The 18,913-nt window shown below is 35.5% G+C and carries 21 protein-coding genes, 1 pseudogene and 2 riboswitches; of the genes and pseudogenes, 14 read left to right on the forward strand and 8 right to left on the reverse strand.

Translation table 11 applies throughout. The features are described 5' to 3' along the window. Positions 1–35 precede the first annotated feature (35 nt). The 6 genes from BAZO_RS00250 (at position 36) to BAZO_RS00275 (ending at position 4,915) form a co-directional block, all read left to right on the forward strand. A complete protein-coding gene (locus BAZO_RS00250) occupies positions 36–422 on the forward strand; it encodes a YuzC family spore coat inner layer protein (RefSeq protein WP_003329208.1) in 387 nt (128 codons plus the stop codon). Positions 423–594: 172 nt separating this feature from the next. Next, on the forward strand, positions 595–1,812 hold the full coding sequence (locus tag BAZO_RS00255) for a transglutaminase domain-containing protein (protein WP_003329209.1): 1,218 nt from the start codon (positions 595–597) through the stop codon (positions 1,810–1,812). A gap of 74 nt (positions 1,813–1,886) precedes the next feature. Then, positions 1,887–1,987: riboswitch (TPP riboswitch) on the forward strand. A gap of 161 nt (positions 1,988–2,148) precedes the next feature. Then, a complete protein-coding gene (locus tag BAZO_RS00260) occupies positions 2,149–2,853 on the forward strand; it encodes an ABC transporter ATP-binding protein (protein ID WP_326153885.1) in 705 nt (234 codons plus the stop codon). After that, the gene (locus BAZO_RS00265) at positions 2,846–3,598 is read left to right on the forward strand and encodes an ABC transporter permease (protein WP_003329211.1); all 753 of its coding nucleotides are present in this window, start codon (positions 2,846–2,848) and stop codon (positions 3,596–3,598) included. The genes BAZO_RS00260 and BAZO_RS00265 overlap by 8 nt, the downstream gene beginning before the upstream one ends. Further along, positions 3,595–4,599 (forward strand): ABC transporter substrate-binding protein, encoded by a 1,005-nt coding sequence (locus BAZO_RS00270; RefSeq protein ID WP_003329213.1) that lies wholly within the window; start codon positions 3,595–3,597, stop codon positions 4,597–4,599. Before BAZO_RS00265 ends, BAZO_RS00270 begins: the two co-directional genes overlap by 4 nt. 94 nt (positions 4,600–4,693) lie before the next feature. Further along, positions 4,694–4,915: a hypothetical protein gene (locus tag BAZO_RS00275; protein ID WP_003329214.1), complete on the forward strand. Its 222-nt coding sequence runs from the start codon at positions 4,694–4,696 to the stop codon at positions 4,913–4,915. 207 nt (positions 4,916–5,122) lie between these two features. Here the strand turns inward: BAZO_RS00275 and BAZO_RS00280 are convergent, their stop codons facing one another. Continuing rightward, entirely contained in the window at positions 5,123–5,272 is a 150-nt protein-coding gene (locus BAZO_RS00280) for a YjcZ family sporulation protein (protein WP_003329215.1), read from the reverse strand. A gap of 320 nt (positions 5,273–5,592) precedes the next feature. On the opposite strand from BAZO_RS00280, the pseudogene BAZO_RS23325 reads away from it, so the two are divergent. Beyond that, positions 5,593–5,673, forward strand: a pseudogene (locus BAZO_RS23325) (YjcZ family sporulation protein); the annotation flags it as partial. A 156-nt stretch (positions 5,674–5,829) separates the two neighbouring features. Here BAZO_RS23325 and BAZO_RS21395 read toward each other — a convergent pair. Together BAZO_RS21395 and BAZO_RS00285 are read right to left on the reverse strand one after the other, a co-directional pair. Beyond that, positions 5,830–5,925, reverse strand: a complete 96-nt coding sequence (locus BAZO_RS21395; protein ID WP_081585610.1) for a YjcZ family sporulation protein — start codon at positions 5,923–5,925, stop codon at positions 5,830–5,832. Positions 5,926–6,077: 152 nt separating this feature from the next. After that, the gene (locus BAZO_RS00285; RefSeq protein ID WP_003329217.1) at positions 6,078–6,431 is read right to left on the reverse strand and encodes a DUF3905 domain-containing protein; all 354 of its coding nucleotides are present in this window, start codon (positions 6,429–6,431) and stop codon (positions 6,078–6,080) included. Between the two features lie 395 nt (positions 6,432–6,826). On the opposite strand from BAZO_RS00285, the gene BAZO_RS22600 reads away from it, so the two are divergent. Both BAZO_RS22600 and BAZO_RS00295 read left to right on the forward strand, forming a co-directional pair. After that, entirely contained in the window at positions 6,827–6,991 is a 165-nt protein-coding gene (locus BAZO_RS22600) for a hypothetical protein (protein ID WP_003329218.1), read from the forward strand. A gap of 16 nt (positions 6,992–7,007) precedes the next feature. Next, positions 7,008–7,202 (forward strand): hypothetical protein, encoded by a 195-nt coding sequence (locus tag BAZO_RS00295; RefSeq protein ID WP_003329219.1) that lies wholly within the window; start codon positions 7,008–7,010, stop codon positions 7,200–7,202. Between the two features lie 17 nt (positions 7,203–7,219). Here the strand turns inward: BAZO_RS00295 and BAZO_RS00300 are convergent, their stop codons facing one another. The 3 genes from BAZO_RS00300 to BAZO_RS00310 all read right to left on the reverse strand — a co-directional run bounded on the left by BAZO_RS00300 (position 7,220) and on the right by BAZO_RS00310 (position 13,076). Beyond that, positions 7,220–8,977, reverse strand: coding sequence for a B12-binding domain-containing radical SAM protein (locus BAZO_RS00300; protein WP_003329220.1), 1,758 nt, complete (start codon positions 8,975–8,977; stop codon positions 7,220–7,222). An 88-nt stretch (positions 8,978–9,065) separates the two neighbouring features. Further along, positions 9,066–11,126: a methyl-accepting chemotaxis protein gene (locus BAZO_RS00305; protein ID WP_003329221.1), complete on the reverse strand. Its 2,061-nt coding sequence runs from the start codon at positions 11,124–11,126 to the stop codon at positions 9,066–9,068. 36 nt (positions 11,127–11,162) lie between these two features. Further along, the gene (locus BAZO_RS00310; protein WP_003329222.1) at positions 11,163–13,076 is read right to left on the reverse strand and encodes a putative bifunctional diguanylate cyclase/phosphodiesterase; all 1,914 of its coding nucleotides are present in this window, start codon (positions 13,074–13,076) and stop codon (positions 11,163–11,165) included. A 235-nt stretch (positions 13,077–13,311) separates the two neighbouring features. On the opposite strand from BAZO_RS00310, the gene BAZO_RS00315 reads away from it, so the two are divergent. After that, positions 13,312–14,031: a toast rack family protein gene (locus BAZO_RS00315; RefSeq protein WP_003329224.1), complete on the forward strand. Its 720-nt coding sequence runs from the start codon at positions 13,312–13,314 to the stop codon at positions 14,029–14,031. 28 nt (positions 14,032–14,059) lie between these two features. On the opposite strand, the gene BAZO_RS22605 is transcribed toward BAZO_RS00315, so the two are convergent. Further along, positions 14,060–14,212, reverse strand: coding sequence for a hypothetical protein (locus tag BAZO_RS22605; protein WP_169315866.1), 153 nt, complete (start codon positions 14,210–14,212; stop codon positions 14,060–14,062). 400 nt (positions 14,213–14,612) lie between these two features. Next, positions 14,613–14,717: riboswitch (SAM riboswitch) on the forward strand. A gap of 99 nt (positions 14,718–14,816) precedes the next feature. On the opposite strand from BAZO_RS22605, the gene BAZO_RS00320 reads away from it, so the two are divergent. Further along, positions 14,817–16,616 carry a PLP-dependent aspartate aminotransferase family protein gene (locus tag BAZO_RS00320; RefSeq protein ID WP_003329225.1) on the forward strand — a complete coding sequence of 600 codons (1,800 nt, stop codon included), beginning with the start codon at positions 14,817–14,819 and terminating at the stop codon, positions 16,614–16,616. Between the two features lie 13 nt (positions 16,617–16,629). Further along, on the forward strand, positions 16,630–17,637 hold the full coding sequence (locus BAZO_RS00325) for a homoserine dehydrogenase (RefSeq protein WP_003329226.1): 1,008 nt from the start codon (positions 16,630–16,632) through the stop codon (positions 17,635–17,637). A 153-nt stretch (positions 17,638–17,790) separates the two neighbouring features. On the opposite strand, the gene BAZO_RS22110 is transcribed toward BAZO_RS00325, so the two are convergent. After that, positions 17,791–17,964 carry a hypothetical protein gene (locus BAZO_RS22110; RefSeq protein ID WP_157382021.1) on the reverse strand — a complete coding sequence of 58 codons (174 nt, stop codon included), beginning with the start codon at positions 17,962–17,964 and terminating at the stop codon, positions 17,791–17,793. Positions 17,965–18,278: 314 nt separating this feature from the next. Here BAZO_RS22110 and BAZO_RS00330 point away from each other — a divergent pair, with 314 nt between their 5' ends. Next, complete coding sequence (locus BAZO_RS00330) at positions 18,279–18,485, forward strand: hypothetical protein (protein WP_003329227.1); 207 nt, start codon at positions 18,279–18,281, stop codon at positions 18,483–18,485. Between the two features lie 126 nt (positions 18,486–18,611). Further along, the gene (locus tag BAZO_RS00335) at positions 18,612–18,911 is read left to right on the forward strand and encodes a hypothetical protein (protein ID WP_003329228.1); all 300 of its coding nucleotides are present in this window, start codon (positions 18,612–18,614) and stop codon (positions 18,909–18,911) included. Positions 18,912–18,913 lie beyond the last annotated feature (2 nt).

Here is an 18,913-nt window from a genome sequence, read left to right on the forward strand (position 1 = left end):
AAATTTATTCAGTAGAAGTTTAAGGGGGGGGCAAGTTGAATTATTTTCAACGAAATCCGGCCTATTATCATACACCCTATGGAACATACAACTATTGGCAATACCCTAATGACCAATATCCAAACCGACAAAATAATGTTGATGTTACGATTTTTAGTGAGTCGTTAGGAGCCTATAGACAACTGCTTAAGGATGCCAGTAATGTTTTAAATCATTTGGCGGATTCTAAGACATTTGCAGCACAGGTCATGGGAGCTGCACAAGTTTCAAATCAAAAGGAAGTGGATCATCTCATTAAATCACTGGGAGTTAAATCTGATTTCGAAGTATCCTACAATCCTGATGGAATTCATTTGAAGTTTTGGGCACATGTAAAAGGGAGTGAATGCTGCAAGTTGGATATGGCAATTCGCTGGAGATAAATATGTCAATAAAAGAAGGAAACACGGTATGCAATTTCCGCTTATCGTGTTTTTTTACGTTCCAAATAATTTTCGAAATATTTCCATGCAGTTATCATATATATACTTGGTAAAAAGGTTAAAATCTAGTAAAGTTAATGTATGAAAGGTAGAAAGGGAGATTAAGAGTATTATGAGATTTTTAAAGATGTGGCTTCTGATTCCACTTATCATTTTTGGCTTAATACTGTCAAGTACGACAACAATCCATGCAGGTTCTTCTGCTGTATTGTATGCTAATGCGTCTACTAATACATATAAAGCCAGTTTATTAAAGGATATTGAAAAGATTATTCAGGAAGCAATGGGAAAACGGCAAAATACGATTGTGATCCAATATAAAGGATCTACAAATAAACTGTTAGATGTGATAAGTGGATATATTGATAAGGCAATTGAAAATGATGAATATTTGAACTATTCTTTTCGCAGTGTAAATATGTCCTATAAAGCATATGGAACCGATATTACGATAACCCTTAAATTCACATATTATGAAACAGCAGCTGAAATGAAGTATGTTGATCAACAAGTAAATGCCATTTTGTCTAAGATCATAAAGCCTGAAATGAATAACCATGAAAAAGTAAAAGCTGTCCATGATTATCTTGTGTTGAATCTAGGGTATGATACTACCTTGATTAGCAATTCTCCCTATACGGCTTTAACAAAAGGAATAACAGCATGTAATGGTTATGCTATGCTCGCCTATAAAATGTTGAAGAAATTAGGTTTTGACGTTCGTTTAATTAGTGGTACTGCCAGTAGCCAAGCATATAAAACCCAAAACCATGCGTGGAATTTAGTGAAGCTGGACGATAAATGGTATCATCTTGATGTAACATGGGATGATCCTGTTCCCGATGAAGCAGGACGGATTTTTTATGATTATTACTTACTAACGGATAAAGAAATTTCAAAAAATCATAGTTGGAAACAGGGAGGAATAAATGGTGAAGAAAAGCCATACCCTGCTGCAACTACAGCTTATTTAGACCTTCTACAATCAAAGCTTTCTTCAACAAATGAAGCGGAGCGTTATCAAGAATTAATGGTAACAATAGGTTTACACTACTTGCTTCCGGAAAATACTGCAAGTCGTTTAATTGAATTGAGCGATATGATTGGCAATCAATTTGCAAGCTATAACAATGAATTTAACCTTCGCTATATTGATAACAAAGGTGATTTAAGCACAAACCTTAGACAAATCATTTATGATAATGCTGTTAAACATAAGGTAAAATCATGGAGTTTTGTCACTCTTCCTTATATAAGGGGGACGACATCTTTTGACCAACTGGTTATGATTTCGGATATTGTATACCAAAATGATCCGCCGAAAGATTAAGAATTAATGAAAAATGATTGCAACGATTATAATAATGTGTTAAACCTAATATAGATGAAAATTTAATATTCTAGCGTTACTACTAGGGGTGCTGAAAAGGCTGAGAAAGACGATTGTCTTAACCCTTAAACCTGATCTAGATAATTCTAGCGTAGGGAAGTGGTGCTTGGTGTCTGTAATTATTTTTATTATTGGCATCATTCATGTTGAATACAACCACTTCTATTTAATAGAGGTGGTTTTTTTATTTGGAAAAAGGAGGGATTTCTAATAAAAGGGCATACTACGCTGCAATTTACAGATGTTGATTTTACATATAGTGGAAAGGAGCCTGTCATTGTAGAAAAATTAAATTTCACCGTAAAAGAAGGTGAATTTGTAAGTATTATTGGGCCAAGCGGCTCTGGTAAAACGACACTATTTCGGCTGATTACAGGTCTAGAAAATCCCACCTCTGGGAACGTAATAATCGATGGTTCAGCCTCCAGCCAACGTTTAGGCAGTGTGGGTTATATGCCCCAACAAGACTTGCTTTTACCTTGGCGAACTGTCTTGGAAAATGTAACTTTACCGTTGGAAATGGAGGCATCGAAACAAATAGTCCCAAAGGTGGAAGTGTATGACCTACTACAGGAATTTGGTTTGAAGGGGTTTGAACACTCCTATCCAGCACAATTGTCTGGTGGAATGAAGCAGCGCGTCTCGTTCCTTAGAACAATTATTACTGGATCTAACATTTTATTATTGGACGAACCATTTAGTGCGCTAGATGCCATTACAAGATTAACGATGCAAGAGTGGCTTTTAGAGCAATGGGAAAAAATGCAAAAGACCATTTTATTTATTACACATGATGTAGATGAAGCTCTTTTCTTGTCCGATCGAATTTTTCTAATCAATAGAACTCCGATAGAGGAATTTACGGAAGTTATAGTTCCATTATCAAGGCCCAGAAAAATAAGAGATCTTGCCGGGCAAGAAATTGTAAACATAAAGGAACAATTAATAGACCGGCTTCGAATGAAGGTGTACAATGGATAAATTTAAATATTATTTTTCTTCTATAACGATTATTTTATGTGTTTTTATTTTCTGGGAAATAGGAGCCGCGATTGTTAACAAGAAGTATATATTACCTTCTCCAACACAAATATTGCTTAAGCTGTGGGACTTAAAAGGTGTTCTGTTTTTAAATCATTTACCAGCAACGATGTTGATTATTATCGTAGGATTGTTGACTTCAATCATTATTGGTGTTGGATTAGCGGTTTGGATGAATATGAATAAGTCGGTGGAAAAAGCTTTTTATCCTCTGTTGATAGCATCACAAACAGTTCCTATTATTGCGTTGGCACCGATTTTCGTTCTTTGGTTTGGTTATTCAATCTGGGGTAAGGTTGTAGTCACCGTTTTGATTACATTTTTCCCGATTACAGTGAGTACATTTGATGGCTTACGGTCAATTAAAAGCGAGCTTGAAGAATTATTTTTGACAATGGGTGCGTCGAAAAAAGAAATCTTTTTTAAATTAAGTATTCCAACCGCCTTGCCGTTCTTTTATTCGGGATTAAAGGTGGCTGTTACCTTAAGTGTAATCGGGGCCGCAATAGGAGAATGGTTAGGGGCAAAAGCTGGTTTGGGGTATTTTAGTCGCAGGATGATGACTCAATTTGATGGCGCAGGTGTATTTGCACCAATCATTTTATTGTCTTTTATCGGTATTCTTTTATTTTTATTAGTAACATATTTAGAAAAAATATCTTTTAAGTGGAGGAAAATAAAGTGAAAAAATGGTTGTCTGTAATTTTTTTAGCCGTATTGCTATTTTCTGTTGCAGCTTGCGGTTCAGGTAATAGTAGTAAAGAGACGTCAACTCAATTAAAAGATGTGGGCATCATGTTGGATTGGTATCCAAACGCATTACATACATTTCTTTATGTAGCAAAGGAGAAAGGGTATTTTGCTGAAGAAGGAGTTAATCTTGAAATTCAATTTCCGGCTAATCCAACGGATCCACTTAATTTAGCCGCTGCAGGAAAGGTTACTTTAGGCTTATATTATCAGCCAGATGTCATTATTGCACGTGCCAATGAAAATATTCCGGTTAAATCTGTTGCATCGATCGTTCGGGCACCATTAAATCATATCGTTTTTATGGAAAATAGCCGGATAAAGTCTCCAAAGGATTTAGAAGGGAAAACAGTTGGTTATCCGGGAATTGCTTTAAATGAATCATTGTTAAAAACAATGGTCGAAAATGACGGAGGTGATCCCAGTCAAGTCGAATTGGTCGATGTTGGTTTTGACTTAGGAGCATCCATTGCAGCAGAGAAAGTTGATGCAGTTATCGGTGCTTTTATTAATCATGAGGTTCCCGTCCTAAAGCAAAAAGGGTATGAAACTCGAAATTTTAATCCTGTTGAATATGGTGTACCCGCTTATAGTGAAGTTGTCTTAGTAACAAGTGATGAAACTTTAGAGAATCATAAACAAGAAATAGAAGCATTTTGGAGGGCCGCTGTTAAGGGATATGAGTTTACGAAAGCAAATCCTGAGGAAGCCTTACAAATTTTATTAACAAATCAAGATGAGGCAAACTTTCCGTTAGTAGCTGAGGTAGAGAAAGAAAGCTTAAGCATATTAATGTCAATGATGGAGTCCGATCAGGAACCTTTTGGCAGCCAAACAGCCCAATCATGGGAAGAAGTAACGGATTGGCTTAAAGAATCTGGCTTGGTGAAATCAGATCCAAATATAGAAGAAATGTTTACGACACTTACAAAATAACAGAAAAATCAGAAAATATGTTGTGCTCGAAAAAAAGATAAAATATAATAATTTTAGGGTAATATCCCGAATACATTTGCGAGAGGGTGTTAAAATGGAATTTGTTTTAAGTTGTAAAGGCAGTGCTGAACCTTGTGAGGTTACTTTTGATCATGATAACGGCCGTTATATGCTTAGGAAAGCAGACCGAAGCGGTGAGTTTTTTAACACCCCACAGCAATTAGTCGAATGGATCGAAGAAAACTGGACGATAAAGGATTTCTATGATCCGGAGGAGTTTATTAAAATGGTGAATGAAATAAAAAACAATCTTTAATTACTCTCCCAAACTAAAAAGCAAAACCCTTGCAAGGGTTTTGCTTTTTATTGTCTAGCTCCAGCGACCAGCGACTCGTAAATTTCACTCATCTCCCTACGATAAGTCAACAACAGAGGAATCGCTTCGCTCATCGCCGGATATCCTTTATCTCAGTCGATGCGATCCAGTTTATACGTCGCTAAACGGTCGCTTTCGCTTTTCTAATTAATATCCCCAAGAAGCACCAACGATAATTAAAAGGATGAATAGTACAACGATTAACGCAAAGCCACGTCCGTAGCCGAAGCCGCAGCCGCCATAACCAAAGCCTCCGTATCCGCAGCATCCGCCACCAAATCCACCGTATCCGAACATATAATTCAACTCCTTTCTGAGAATGTAAACCATCAAAGAATGAGTGTTGCTCTACAGAGTGCCCTTTGAGCAATCTGTACATTAATAACATATGGAAAACAAAATTAATCCGTATAGTTATTTGCCCTGTTTCTGATAAAATAGGCGTTTATTATTTTTGTCTCTATTTTTTAGATAATAGGGGATATGCCTATAACATTTATGAACATTTGTCATAGGTTAATAGTGTGTTAGTTACAGTAATTTAAAGGAGGAGAATAAATATGGCATATGGATTTGGATATGGGTATGGTGCTTGCGGTTGTGGATGTGGTGGATTCGGTTATGGTGCAAACGCCTTCGCTTTAATTGTAGTTTTATTTATTCTTTTAATTATAGTAGGTGCCGCCTGGAGATGCTAATACCCATTTGATTCGCTCACAATTAAACAGTAGTCCTATTCTCTTAATGAGTGGGGCTACCTTTTTTTATTGATGAAAATAAAAGAACCCGCTTTAGCGTCCAAGCGGGCTATATAAAAAAAGGAGGTAGAAGATAATAGTGGAAAAAGTTAAAACCTAGTAGACGAAACTGGTGCCTACAATTATCAACAAGATAAATAGGACGACAATTAACGCAAAGTTATTGCCATATCCGCCGTGCCCGCCGCTCATAATGATCACCCCCTTGTTGTGTTTACTCATAAATTATGTCTGTTCATCTTTTTATGTATAGTTGCATGTCCTCCACAAATAAAAAAGGGCAAATTTGTTTGTAGCAAATAATAAAAAAACCGGGGATCCCGGTTTTTGTTGATTACCCTATTTTAATCAGTACCTTTACTTACATCTTTGGTTGGATGCATAAATGGGGCGGCTTGTGGTGGTTTTTGCTTTTCAACAAGATCAATATTTTCATCTGTATTCCAACCAATATCATTCGTCGGATGAACCCATTCGTCCCCGGCCATAACAGAAGGGTCTGTTTCTTTCGTCCATTGATTTAATGGTGAGTTTGGAGAATCGTAAAAGCTATCACCTATAACAACCCCCTGTTCATTCACAAAAGGTGGTTCAATTTTAATCCCGCTATCTTTAAAATTAGGGGATGAAATTTGATGCGGCATTGTTCCATCAATTAATGGAGATTTTAAATTTTCTTTTTTCTCATTTTTACTCATATGTATCACCTCTTTAGCACTATTGTTGTTAGTATGTCTTGGACAAGTTGTCGATATACAAAAACTACCTTCCACAAGGAAAGGTAGTTTAAATCGAAATCCTGTTTCGGTCATAAATTGATATTAATACAAGTCCGAGCAAAAATAGTGGAAGCCAACTGAAGATGAGAATAGTAAATTGTCCAAATGTTTTCATTCCTGTATTCGGGGTCAGGCAAAGAATCAAGCTTATAATAAGCCCCATAAAAAGATATAAAAATAAGGCCATTTGGCATCAACTCCACTTTTTAAGATAGAGTATTGTATGCAATTTATGATGATTTGGTGAATGAGTAACTTAAATTTGCAGCATTCTATATATAGTAACGTCATTTCAGAAAATGGAGGAATTTATTATGAAACGAAAAGTGAAGCACGATGCAGCGAAAACGAATAACAAGACACCTGTTGAAAGTATGCCACAGGTAGAATTTGATAATGAATTTACTGATCTGAAAGCCTTTAAAACAGCTGAAAATGCTAGGATTTCTAACAGAATTGAAGATGAAGGAAAACGATAAAGGGAGGAATCATTAAATGGGTAAAAAAAATCCAAGGCATAATAACCCAGAAGTAAAAAGCCAACAAACTCCGAGAGGGAATAGCAAAGAAGAGTTTGGTCTGGAATTCAGTGATGTAAATGCCAGTAAACAATTTGAAATTGCGGCTGCTAAAAAATATGCGCAAGCAGAAAAGGAAAAATCGGAAGGAGCACGCCGAAATTCAGAATAGTAAAAAGGCTGATTGTATCAGCCTTCAATGTTTTTTAATGACGCTGTAAAAAGGGCGCTCTTTTTTAGGGTAGGATTATAAAAAATTAGCATTAATGTTGATTCATTATTGATAGACCCGGTTTGAAGATAATGACCGATATCAAATGGGATGACTTCCATAATCGTATGCTTGTGTAAATCCTTTTCAGATAATGAAAGCTGCACAAATTCCTCACCTAATATGGAAGGAGTTTCACTAAGTGTTTTTAAATACTCAGAACGTAAATCCTTATCAAATTTATCTTGCCACCATGGCTTACGTGGCTTATGAGATTTGCTGATTAAATAATCATATTTCATCATTGCTTCAATCACAATTAAAGGCAATTGCTCCTTCGTACTTAAAAACATAAACAATCTTTCAAATAAATCTTCAAGTTGATGCCCAATCCGACTCCAGCCTTTCTTGTCCCAATAGGCACCAAACTCCTGAAAGAAATCGAATGGTGAATCAAAAACATTCCATACCAAATATAGTAAAGTAGTATCCATGCGATGAGCATTCCAATATTTTTCAAGTACATCTTCTACTTGTTTTATTCTTAAGATATCGTTAAACGGTAAAACATTATTCCCTAAAATCTCATATGGGGAATGGTCTTCATATATATATCCGTACTTTTCAGCCTCTCTTCTAAGACCTGTTCCCCGCAGCATTTTCAGAAAACCAAGCTGTAATTCCTCCGGTTCGAATGCAAAAACATCATTAAACGTCTTTCTGAATGAATCATAGTCCTCTTCAGGTAAACCGGCAATTAAATCTAAATGCTGGGCAATTTTACCGCCTTCCTTGACCATTTGCACAGTCCTTGTTAGTTTTTCAAAGTTTTGCTTTCTTTTGACTAGCGCATTTGTATAATCGTTGGTGGATTGAATCCCTATTTCAAATCGAAATAATCCTTCCGGGGCATGATCATTTAAAAATTGAAGGACTTCTGGCCGCATAATGTCAGCTGTTATTTCAAATTGAAAGACAGTACCAGGATAGTGGTGATCAATTAAAAATTGAAACATTTCCATTGCATAGCTGCGGCTAATATTAAAGGTTCTGTCTACAAATTTCAATGTTTTGGCGCCATGCTCCATTAAAAATAAAATATCTTCTTTTATTTTATCACGATTGAAATAGCGAACCCCAACTTCGATTGATGAAAGACAAAATTGACATGTAAAAGGGCAGCCACGACTTGTCTCTATGTACACAACGCGCTTTGATAAATTTGGAAAATCCTCCGGAAATCGATAAGGAGAAGGGATTGTTGCTAAATCAAGTTTTTCACGCTGTGGGTTAATAACCACTTCTTCATTTCTTCGGTAAGCAATACCGGCAACATTGCGATAGTCCTGCGTTGAAGACATTTCAGTAAGCAATGACTTAAACGTACTTTCGCCTTCACCGATCGCAATAAAATCTACTTCGTTAATCTTCTCCATCCATTCAAACGTATCATAGGTTACCTCCGGGCCACCTAAAACGATGATGAGCTTCGGTTGAATTTTTTTTAGCATTTTAATTACTTTTATCGTTTCTTCAATGTTCCAAATGTAACAGCTAAATCCTATTACATCTGGGCCTTTTGAGTATAAGTCAGATACAATATTCATGACCGGGTCATTAATCGTGTATTCTGCTAGTTGAATATGAAATTCAGGTTCTGCATAAGCCTTTAAATATCGTAAAGCAAGGCTTGTATGGATAAACTTTGCATTTAATGTAGAACAAATAATATTCATAAATTTACTCCTTTATTCCCTAATCTTACTATTCTATCACAATTTACCAAATTTAAATCAAAACGAACCGGAAAGATCCGGTTCGCTATTATAATCTAAATCGTCCAACAGAGTGTTTTAATTCTTGAGTTAAATCATGCAGTCTTGAGGAAATTTCCTTTACTTTTTGAACTGAATCCATTTGTTCATCCGTTGTGCCTGTTACCTCTTCAACGCCGGCTGTTGTTGTTTGACTTACATTGGTTACCCGTTCAATCGAAATAAATATATCATTACTGCGCTTTGAAATTTCATCGGCTGTTTGTGCGATATTTTCAATATTATTTGATAGGTCATCAATATAGGTTACAATCTGATGGAAATTCCTTTCACTATCATTCACTACTTCGGAACCTTCTTCAACTGATTTTTTACTTTGGTCAATATTGATCAAGGCCTTTGTAGAATCACTTTGAATTTCAGAAATTAAAGTCGACACTTTTTCAACGGATTTGCTTGATTGCTCCGCTAATTTTTTTACCTCCTGGGCCACTACAGCAAAGCCTTTGCCTTGTTCACCTGCTCTTGCCGCCTCAATTGATGCATTTAAGGAAAGTAAATTTGTCTGTTCAGAAATATCATGGATTAATTTTGTAATATCGCTAATTTGTTGTAATCTCATATCGAGTGTTTTCATTATATTACTCGACTCAACTGATTGTTTAACAATAATGTCCATATTTGATTTCATTTTTTCCATTGCCATTTTACCTTCTGAAGAAACTTCTTTTGTTTTTCGGGCTTGTCCGGCAATAGTTGAAATATTTTCTGACATAGACTGCATTGAATTGGCATTGTGCTCAACATTGTTAGCAACACTGAACATATCTGTGCTCAGCTTATCAGCACCTAAAGAAACTTCACCCATAGCGTCATTTATAATTTTAGCAACTGAGCTTGAAACTTCGGCTTGTTCATTCAATATGTTTGAGCTTTGATCGACTTCATGGGCGAGGTTGTTAATTTTTTTAACCATGTCTCGTAAACTGTCTATCGTTCTATTTACCGAATGGAGCAGCATGCCGATTTCGTCCTTTGACTTCACTTGTAACTTACTTGAAAGGTCACCATTACTAACAGCCTCCATTAAAGAAGATACGCTATTAATCGGTTGAACAAAATATCTGGCGATGAGCCAGCTTATGACAATGGAAATAGCGATTAACAGAATGATAACAATCACCTGGATGGATACTAATTTTGATAGGCTACTCTCAGTCATTGTATTGGCTTCTGTTATTTTATTGCTCATATTTGTACCAATTGTTTTTGTAAACGATGATACCTCTTCCTGTGGGATTACAGATAAAACGGTCCAACCTGTTTTTTCATGGACAAGAGGAAGATAGGTTACTTGATTAATGTCTAATAAAATTCTTCCATCACTAATTTCTTTGAAAAACGGTAAGTCGTTTACCTTCTTAGCCTCCTTAACAAGCTCCAGGTCTTTATGTCCGATAATAGAGCGATCAGCACCTATTAAAGCTATAAAACCAGTTTCACCGACTTTAATTTGTGAAATATATTCACTTAAAAGAGTGGCATTTAGGTCAGCAGATATTACGCCAGAAAATTGATTGTTAGTGTATATAGGTGTGCTGATTGTAATGAATGATTTGCCGCTTTTACCTTTTTGCATATTTGAGATGTAGATTTGATCATTCTTTAATGCTTTTGCTTTTTGGTACCACTCTTCGCTAATTTGTTTTGGTTCCATTTTATCTTTTGAATAAGTCGCAAGGATTCCGTTATTGGACGCTATATACATGGATGAAATATACTCATTTTTGTTTACAAATCCTTGAAACAGCTGCTTTAGGATAGCAGGGTTGGTAATGCTTTTGCTGGCGTTTAAAGGATATTCAATCGACTGGATTATATTATCTAATTTTTCAACCACATTTTTTCCTTCAAGATAGGTGAGGGTACCCGCATAATGGCCTGAAAATCCGCTAACATCTCTTTCAACGACTTCTGACAGGCCATTTGTTAAATTATCTACATTATTGGAAAAGTTTTTTATTGAAATGTAAGTAAATAATGAACAAATTAATATAATAATAGATGATAAGCCTGCAACGCCGGTAATTAATTTTGCTTTTAACTTCATCGTAATTCCTCCGTTATACCGTAAATTATCTCTAACCTATAAAGCGAGTTGATATTCATCGTTAACCGTTAATAGCAATTTTACTATTTCTTCGCTCGGTAAAGCCCTACTTAAATAAAATCCTTGTGCATAATCGCAGTTGTGATTATCCAAAAATTCCAGTTGTTCTTTCGTTTCAACACCTTCGGCCACAACGGTTAATTGTAATTCATGAGCCATCGCGATCATGGCCTTCGTTAAAGCAATATTATTTTTATTCTGTGGAATATCAGAGATAAAAGAACGATCAATTTTTATTGAATCAATTGGTAGTTGCTGAATGTAGCTTAAATTTGAGTGACCTTTTCCGAAATCATCTATTAAGATTTTAAAACCTTGTTTTTTAAGACTAGTAATAATATGGATCACAGATTCCTTTTGAAATAGACTAATATTTTCAGTGATTTCAAGCCCTATTAGAGTTGGGTCTATGTTTGTTTTATCGATTATATGTTTTGTCATCTTTAACAAATTGGCATTCATCAATTGTATAGGAGACAAATTTACAGCAATCTTTGGAATTTTGATACCCGCCAAGCGCCATTTCTGTATTTGTAAACAAACGGTTTCGAGGACCCACTCCCCAATATCTAATATTAACCCCGTTTCCTCAGCTAAAGGTATAAATTCAGAAGGGGAGATCATTCCAAGTGTAGAGTGATTCCAACGAATTAATGCTTCAAGTCCGATAAGATTCCGGGTTTTAATATTTATTTGGGGTTGGTAATATAGTTGTAATTCATTCATCTCAATGGCTTTTATTAAATGTTTTTCAAGTAAGACCTTTCTCCTTACTTTCGCAAGAAGCTCATCCCCAAAAAGCTGGAATTGGTAGCCAACCTCTTTAGCTGCTGTTTTTGCAAGAGTAGCATTTTTGTATAACTCGTCCGCAGTCATTCCGTGATCCGGATAAATGCCAATGCCGATTGTTGCTGATAGGAAATACTCATCTCCATCAAAATAGAAAGGCTGTTCAATTTCTTGCAGAAGGTTTTCAGCTTCTTTTTGGACTGCCTCAGCCTCATATAAATTCGGGTTAATGATAGCAAATTCTTTAGAATTTATTCTCCCGATGAATAGACCCTTGTACCTTGTTTGGATTCGGATAGCTAAAGTCTGCAATAATTCATCACCGACTTTATGCCCATACATTGCATTAAGGGTTTTTAATTTTGCCGTATCAACTATAAATAAAGAAAATTTCTGTTTGTTTGTTTCCTGGTCATTCAGGAAATTACTAAGATGCTTCATAAATAAGCTGAATTTCGGAAGTCTTGTATAAGAATCATAATGGGTAAGAAATTCTATTTTTCCCTCTGCTTGTCGTTGGGATGAGATATCTGTAAAAACACCAATATAATTAGTTACCGATCCATTCATATTGCTGATCTCAGATATACTGAGTTGTTCAGGGAAAATTTGTCCATTTTTTCTTTGGTTTATTATTTCTCCATGCCACCGTCCGTTTTTCTTTAATTCTTTTTTTAAATTTGAATAAAATTCGCGAGAATGCAATCCAGAACTTAAAATAGACGGAGTTTTGCCTATCACTTCATTTTCCTTGTAGCCTGTCATTTCTGTAAAAGAAGGATTAATAGTAATGATCTCTTCTTTATCGTTAGTAATGACAAGGCCTTCATGCATTTGATCAAATATTGATTTATATATGGTAAGCTCTAATTGTTGGTCTACCAATGTTCTAATTTGTTCACGGTCTCGGTATATAAATCGTAAAGATATATAAAACATGATGGCCGTAGTAATTAGCAGGAAAACCCATTCTTTATGTGTCGGAACAAATATATTTGCGATAGAGATTCCAACTATTCCGATAACAATATAGGTAGTTGTGAAAACAATAGCAAATTTTAAACCATCTCTTAAATAAGTTTTATCCCTTGTCTTTGGCATTCCACCACAACCTTTCATAGATGATCGACAAGGCTTACGTCTTTATAACAATTACACTATGACATTAGTCACATTATATAATATATTACAGTAAATTTTTACAAGATTTTTTAAAAGTTTCATGAATCTTCATGAATATTTGTTGAATATATGTCATGACTTCTAATTCATGCTATTTGCTATAATAAGGGAAGTACATAATAACTAGAAAAGAATGGTAGGAGGAAATTATATAATGAAGAGAGCTTTCTTCGTGATGGTAACAATTCTGTCGATACTGCTATTAGTTTCATGTAGCGGTGCTCAGATTGGAAATCTTCAATCTGAAAAATCTAGTATAAATATTCAAAATGAAAAAGCGTTGGATGTTTCGATTCGACTTGGTGCAGGCGACCTTACGCTAAGCGGCAACACTGCTAAAGCAGCTGAAGTCGACTTTTCATATAATGTGGAAGAGCTTAAACCGGTTATCGACTACAAAATAGCAGAAGGGGAAGGACAGCTGTCTATTATTCAAAGCAATATGAATAAACCAATGGGAAATTTAGAAGGGCTTGAATACAAAGGCAATGTCGTACTAAATAATAATTTACCTATTATCCTATATGTAAAAACAGGAGCAGGAGAGAATCTACTAGATTTAAGCGCAGTACAACTACAAAACGCTGAAATTTATACTGGTGTTGGACAAACTACGATTAATTTTGCTGGCGATTATAAAAAGGATTTTGAGGCCAGTATTGAGTCAGGGGTCGGTAATACTGAAATCATTGTTCCCAAAAATGTAGGAGTAAAAGTATTAATCGAAAACGGGATTGGAAAAGTGGAAACAGAAGGTCTTAAATCTGTGGATAATGATCAGTATGTTAACGATAGTTATGAAAAAGCAAAAATAAAAACAAATATAAAAATAAAAATGGGTGTCGGTGACCTGAAAATTAAAGTGGGAGAATAAATGAATAGGGCTTAATGGCCCCATTCATTTATTCTTTTGTACCGGATTGTGCACCGCCTTCATTATATTTGTTAGCTTGGGTACTACCAAATTCATTTCCAAATTCAGTATCATGTTGTTTCTGGAATTGTCCTTGTTTGTTTTTCTGATCTGCGTCATTTTTCTTTGAACGTTTTGTCAAATGAATCATCTCCATTCATAATTTTTCTTCCTTAGTTTAAATCGATCTCTACTTTCTATACTTATTTGTGGAAAATTTTAATAATGTTGAAAAATTGTCAAAAAGTAATCGCTTTGAAAGTAGATCGAACTGATAAAATTAACTTAGGTGATGTAGATTTAAATGGGGGTGTGTTAAATGGCAGAATGGTCAGTTGTAATGAATATTACTTTTGTAGTGGTTGGAATTACCTTTATTTTGTTCAGCCTTGCGGATGTAAATGCTTCACAAAAGAACTAATTAACGCATTTTTTTACTTATGAAAAGGGGTTGCACTAATTTGGGCAGCCCTTTTTATTTTTTATTATTGACTATTCAGATTTATTTATATATAATCCTAATTACTAATTAAATAGAAACATACTTATCGAGAGTGACGGAGGGAACAGGCCCTTTGAAGTCCAGCAACCATCAAGCATGCTTGAAAGGTGCTAAATCCTGCAGGTTTTTACCTGAAAGATAAGGTTGAGTGGCGAATGAACCCTTCTTCCTTATTGGAAGAAGGGTTTTTTAACTTTATTTATTTTTATGTTGAGTTTTCGAATGTGATTAGGGGGAATTGGAAATGGCAGAAAAATTTAGCACTTATGATTTAGAAACAGTATTATTACACGGGGGACAATCACCAGATCCAACAACAGGCTCTCGTGCAGTTCCTATCTATCAAACTACTTCATACGTTTTCCATAATACAGATCATGCACAAAGCTTATTTTCATTGGATGAGGCTGGGAATATTTACACTAGACTCGGGAACCCAACAGTTGATGTCTTAGAAAAAAGGATCGCATTATTGGAAGATGGGGTAGCTGCTGTCGCAACATCGTCCGGAATGTCAGCGATTGCCTTAGCTGTTATGAATATTGCTCATGCAGGAGATGAAATTGTTGCAGCTACCAATTTATATGGTGGAACATATAATTTATTTGCTAATACATTGCCTAAATACGGAATTAAAGTCGTGTTTGTTGATCCAACAGATCCTGAAAATTTCCGTCATGCAATAACAGAAAGAACGAAAGCCGTTTATGGTGAAATAATTGGAAATCCAAGTCTTCATGTCCTTGACGTGGAAGCTGTTGCAGATATTGCTCATGAAGCGGGTATTCCGTTAATTGTTGACAGCACTTTTGCAACACCATACCTTTGTAAGCCAATTAAATGGGGGGCCGACATAGTCGTCCATTCGGTAACGAAGTGGATCGGAGGTCATGGCACTTCTATTGGCGGCATTGTCGTTGATGGTGGGCGCTTTAACTGGAATAGTCCGAAATTCCCTGGATTTACTGAACCGGACCCAAGCTACAATGGGATCATATATGCGAATGAATTTGGAACATTAGCTTATAGTACGAAGCTTAGAGTCCAATTGCTTCGTGACTTCGGTTCATGTTTAAGTCCCCAAAATGCTTTTCAATTAATTATTGGACTTGAAACACTGCATTTAAGAATGGAAAAGCATACAAAAAATGCGGCTGAGCTTGCGGAATACCTTAAGAATCATCCAGCAGTTGAATGGGTTTCTTACCCTGGACTTCCGGAACATCCTGCACATGAATTAGCCAAGAAATACTTGCAAAACGGTTTCGGTTCAATGGTAAACTTCGGAATAAAAGGTGGACGTGACGCTGGTAAAAAGGTTATTGATAATATTTCGCTATGGTCGCATGTAGCCAATGTCGGAGATGCAAAATCGCTTATCATTCATCCTGCATCAACAACACATCAGCAGCTTTCCGCTGAAGAGCTTATACAAACGGGTGTTACAGAAGATCTTATTCGTTTATCGGTTGGGATTGAATCGCTTAGAGATTTAACAGCTGATCTTGATCGCGCATTTTTTGAAGCAACAGGCATATCACTTAATGGCAATGGAAAAGGTGAGGTTGCTGTAAACGATGAAGGTGTCATTCGTTGGTTACTACAATCACCATTTGTTCAGGAGGAGATTGATGGGAAGGTTGTCCAACGTCCGAAAAGATTAGCAGTTGTGGGCTTAAGTGGCAAGCCTGGTCGCCCAAGCTACCGTTTAACAAGAAAAATGCAGCGCTTAGGATATCAAATTGTACCGGTAAATCCAAAAGAAACAGAGATTCTAGGCGAAAAGGTTTACCCTGATTTAAAATCAATTCCATTTAAAGTTGATGTAGTTCAAGTATTTAGAAGCCCGGAAGCCGCTATAGAAGTGGCTAAAGAAGCACTTGAAATCAATCCAAAAATTTTCTGGCTACAGGAAGGTGTTATTTCGCCAAAAGCTGTTGAAATTGCGACAGAGGGCGGATTAGAGGTTATCCATAATCGCTGTACTTATAAAGAAGCACAACGCCTTAGAGGAAGTATCGTAACATTTGCCTGTGAGCTTTAAAGGATGTGGGAAAATGTCAACGATTAATATTGCCCTGCTAGGGTATGGTACAGTTGGAAAAGGTGTCTATGAAATTATCAACTCAAATCAGGAGCGGTTTTTAACGCTATTAGGACAAAACGTTAAAGTTGTTGCTATATTAGTTAAAGATATCGACAAACATATCCCCCCAAAGGAAGGCATCTTATTAACAGATCATTTCGAGGATATTATTCAGTTGCCTAAACTTGATGTTGTTATAGAAGCAACTGTTGGAGTGGAACCAAGCTTTTCGCATATTACAAGGGCGATACAGAGAAGATGCCATGTAATAACTGCCAATAAAGAAATGTTTGCCCACCATGGACAAGAAATTATCGAATTAGCTAAAACCTATGGAACAACAGTCGGCTTTGAGGCGACTGTTGCCGGTGGAATTCCGATTATCCAAACATTAAATAAGCTATTAAATATTAATCAAGTTCAAAAAATTGAGGGCATTTTGAACGGCACAACTAATTTTATCTTAACAAAGATGAGAGAAGAGGGTTTATCGTTTGAAGAAGCCCTATCCTTGGCACAGGAATTGGGATATGCGGAAGCTGATCCTACGAATGATGTCGAGGGGTATGACGCTTTTTATAAAATGATGATATTAAGCCAAGTATGTTTTGGTCAGCAGCCAGATTGGAAAGCTGTTTTCCGCAAAGGAATTACCGGGATTACACCCGATCAAATAAAACATCATGATACTACTAATTTGAGAATAAAACATATTGCCTCCATAACAAAAACAGAGCAAGGAATAGAGGCTATCCTAAAACCGACTATTGTTCAACCTTCACATCCTTTTTATAATGTAGAGGGAGTTGAAAACGCGGTATCTATTCATGCGAATATTGTAGGTAATATTAGTTTAAGCGGACCAGGGGCGGGGATGTATCCTACTGCCAGTGCAATCGTTGAAGATTTAATTCATGCCTGCCGTACAGATGTTAATGAATGGCATACAAGTGCTGTTTCACAAACAAGTATTGTTTAAGTAGAATTTTTTATTAGAGTGAGATTTTGTAGAATTTTATCTGCAGGTCTTGCTCTTTTTTATTGGGAAAATTATAATGGATGGATTTTAAAACTGACCAACCGCTCAATTTCATTGTGAAGAAATGGTAGGTTAAAAAGAGGTTAAAAAAAATTAGTTTTGTTGATCGAAGTATTTTTTTAGTTCAAAAAAAGCATTTTCAATTTGAGGTAACCGGCTTTTCACATTATCAACATACTGTGTATCATAAATATTAGTGTTTCCCCTCAAAGAATTTGACAAGTCCTGTAGAAGTTTAACTACTTTAAATGTATCGTTATTATTCATTTTATACCTCCTGTTAGTACCAGATAATAAATATCCCCTATGTCCTATTTTATAGAAAATATTACTACAATTCAATAGAAAAAAATTTGTTGTGAAATATTTTACAAGAAACTTTCGAAAAATAATTGTATGCTCAAATGTAAACATTTTCATAAATGAAATTTTCTTATTCTACAGGATTTTGTAAGATATTAAATGTAAGCGCATTAAAAATCGTCAAAGTTTTGAAAAACATTTTTCGACTATTTTCAACCATTTTAGGGTATAATAAAATTAAATAATAAAAGAATGGTAAGTTAAAGGAGTTCATATTCATGAATGAGTTATTTACAGTTGGCCAAGAAGTAATAACGAATGATTTGTATTTTTCTCGTTATGGTCAGGTGATAGCTGGAGAAGTAGTCAAGGTTGAAAGAGATAAAATCTGGGTGAAAAACCAATATAACACGATTTCGGTTATCAACAATATGTGTCTTGAGTGCAAAGTAAATGAAGAAGAAATGGTAGGGCTACTAATTTAATGTTAGTAGTCTTTTTGTTTTCTTGAAAACTTTTTTAGATTTTTACAAGGAATTTAGTTTCTATGTCGAACTAATAATATAGCAGCTTTTTTTCTAGGGTGTATATTGATGAAAGGTGTGATGTAGTTGATTATTAGGAAAAAGTTAGATGCAATGCAATTTCTTGAGAAATTTACAGACATTGCTTCATATGACTATGAAAATGAAAAGCATTATTTTGTATTTAAAGACAAGGAACGCGGTGGACAATATACATTAATGAAAAAAGACGAAAGATGGTCCATTCACGGTAAGGGTGAAAACTATTGTGATGATGGTGAAACGATGATGGATGATATCGATGGTTTGCTTGTCTTCATATGGAAACATAGGAGCAAAATTAATCATGTATTAAAAGAAATTCTCAATTCAAGTGTGATCGCATGAAT

Source organism: Schinkia azotoformans LMG 9581, assembly GCF_000307855.1.
Classification (GTDB): Bacteria; Bacillota; Bacilli; order Bacillales; family Bacillaceae_J; genus Schinkia; species Schinkia azotoformans.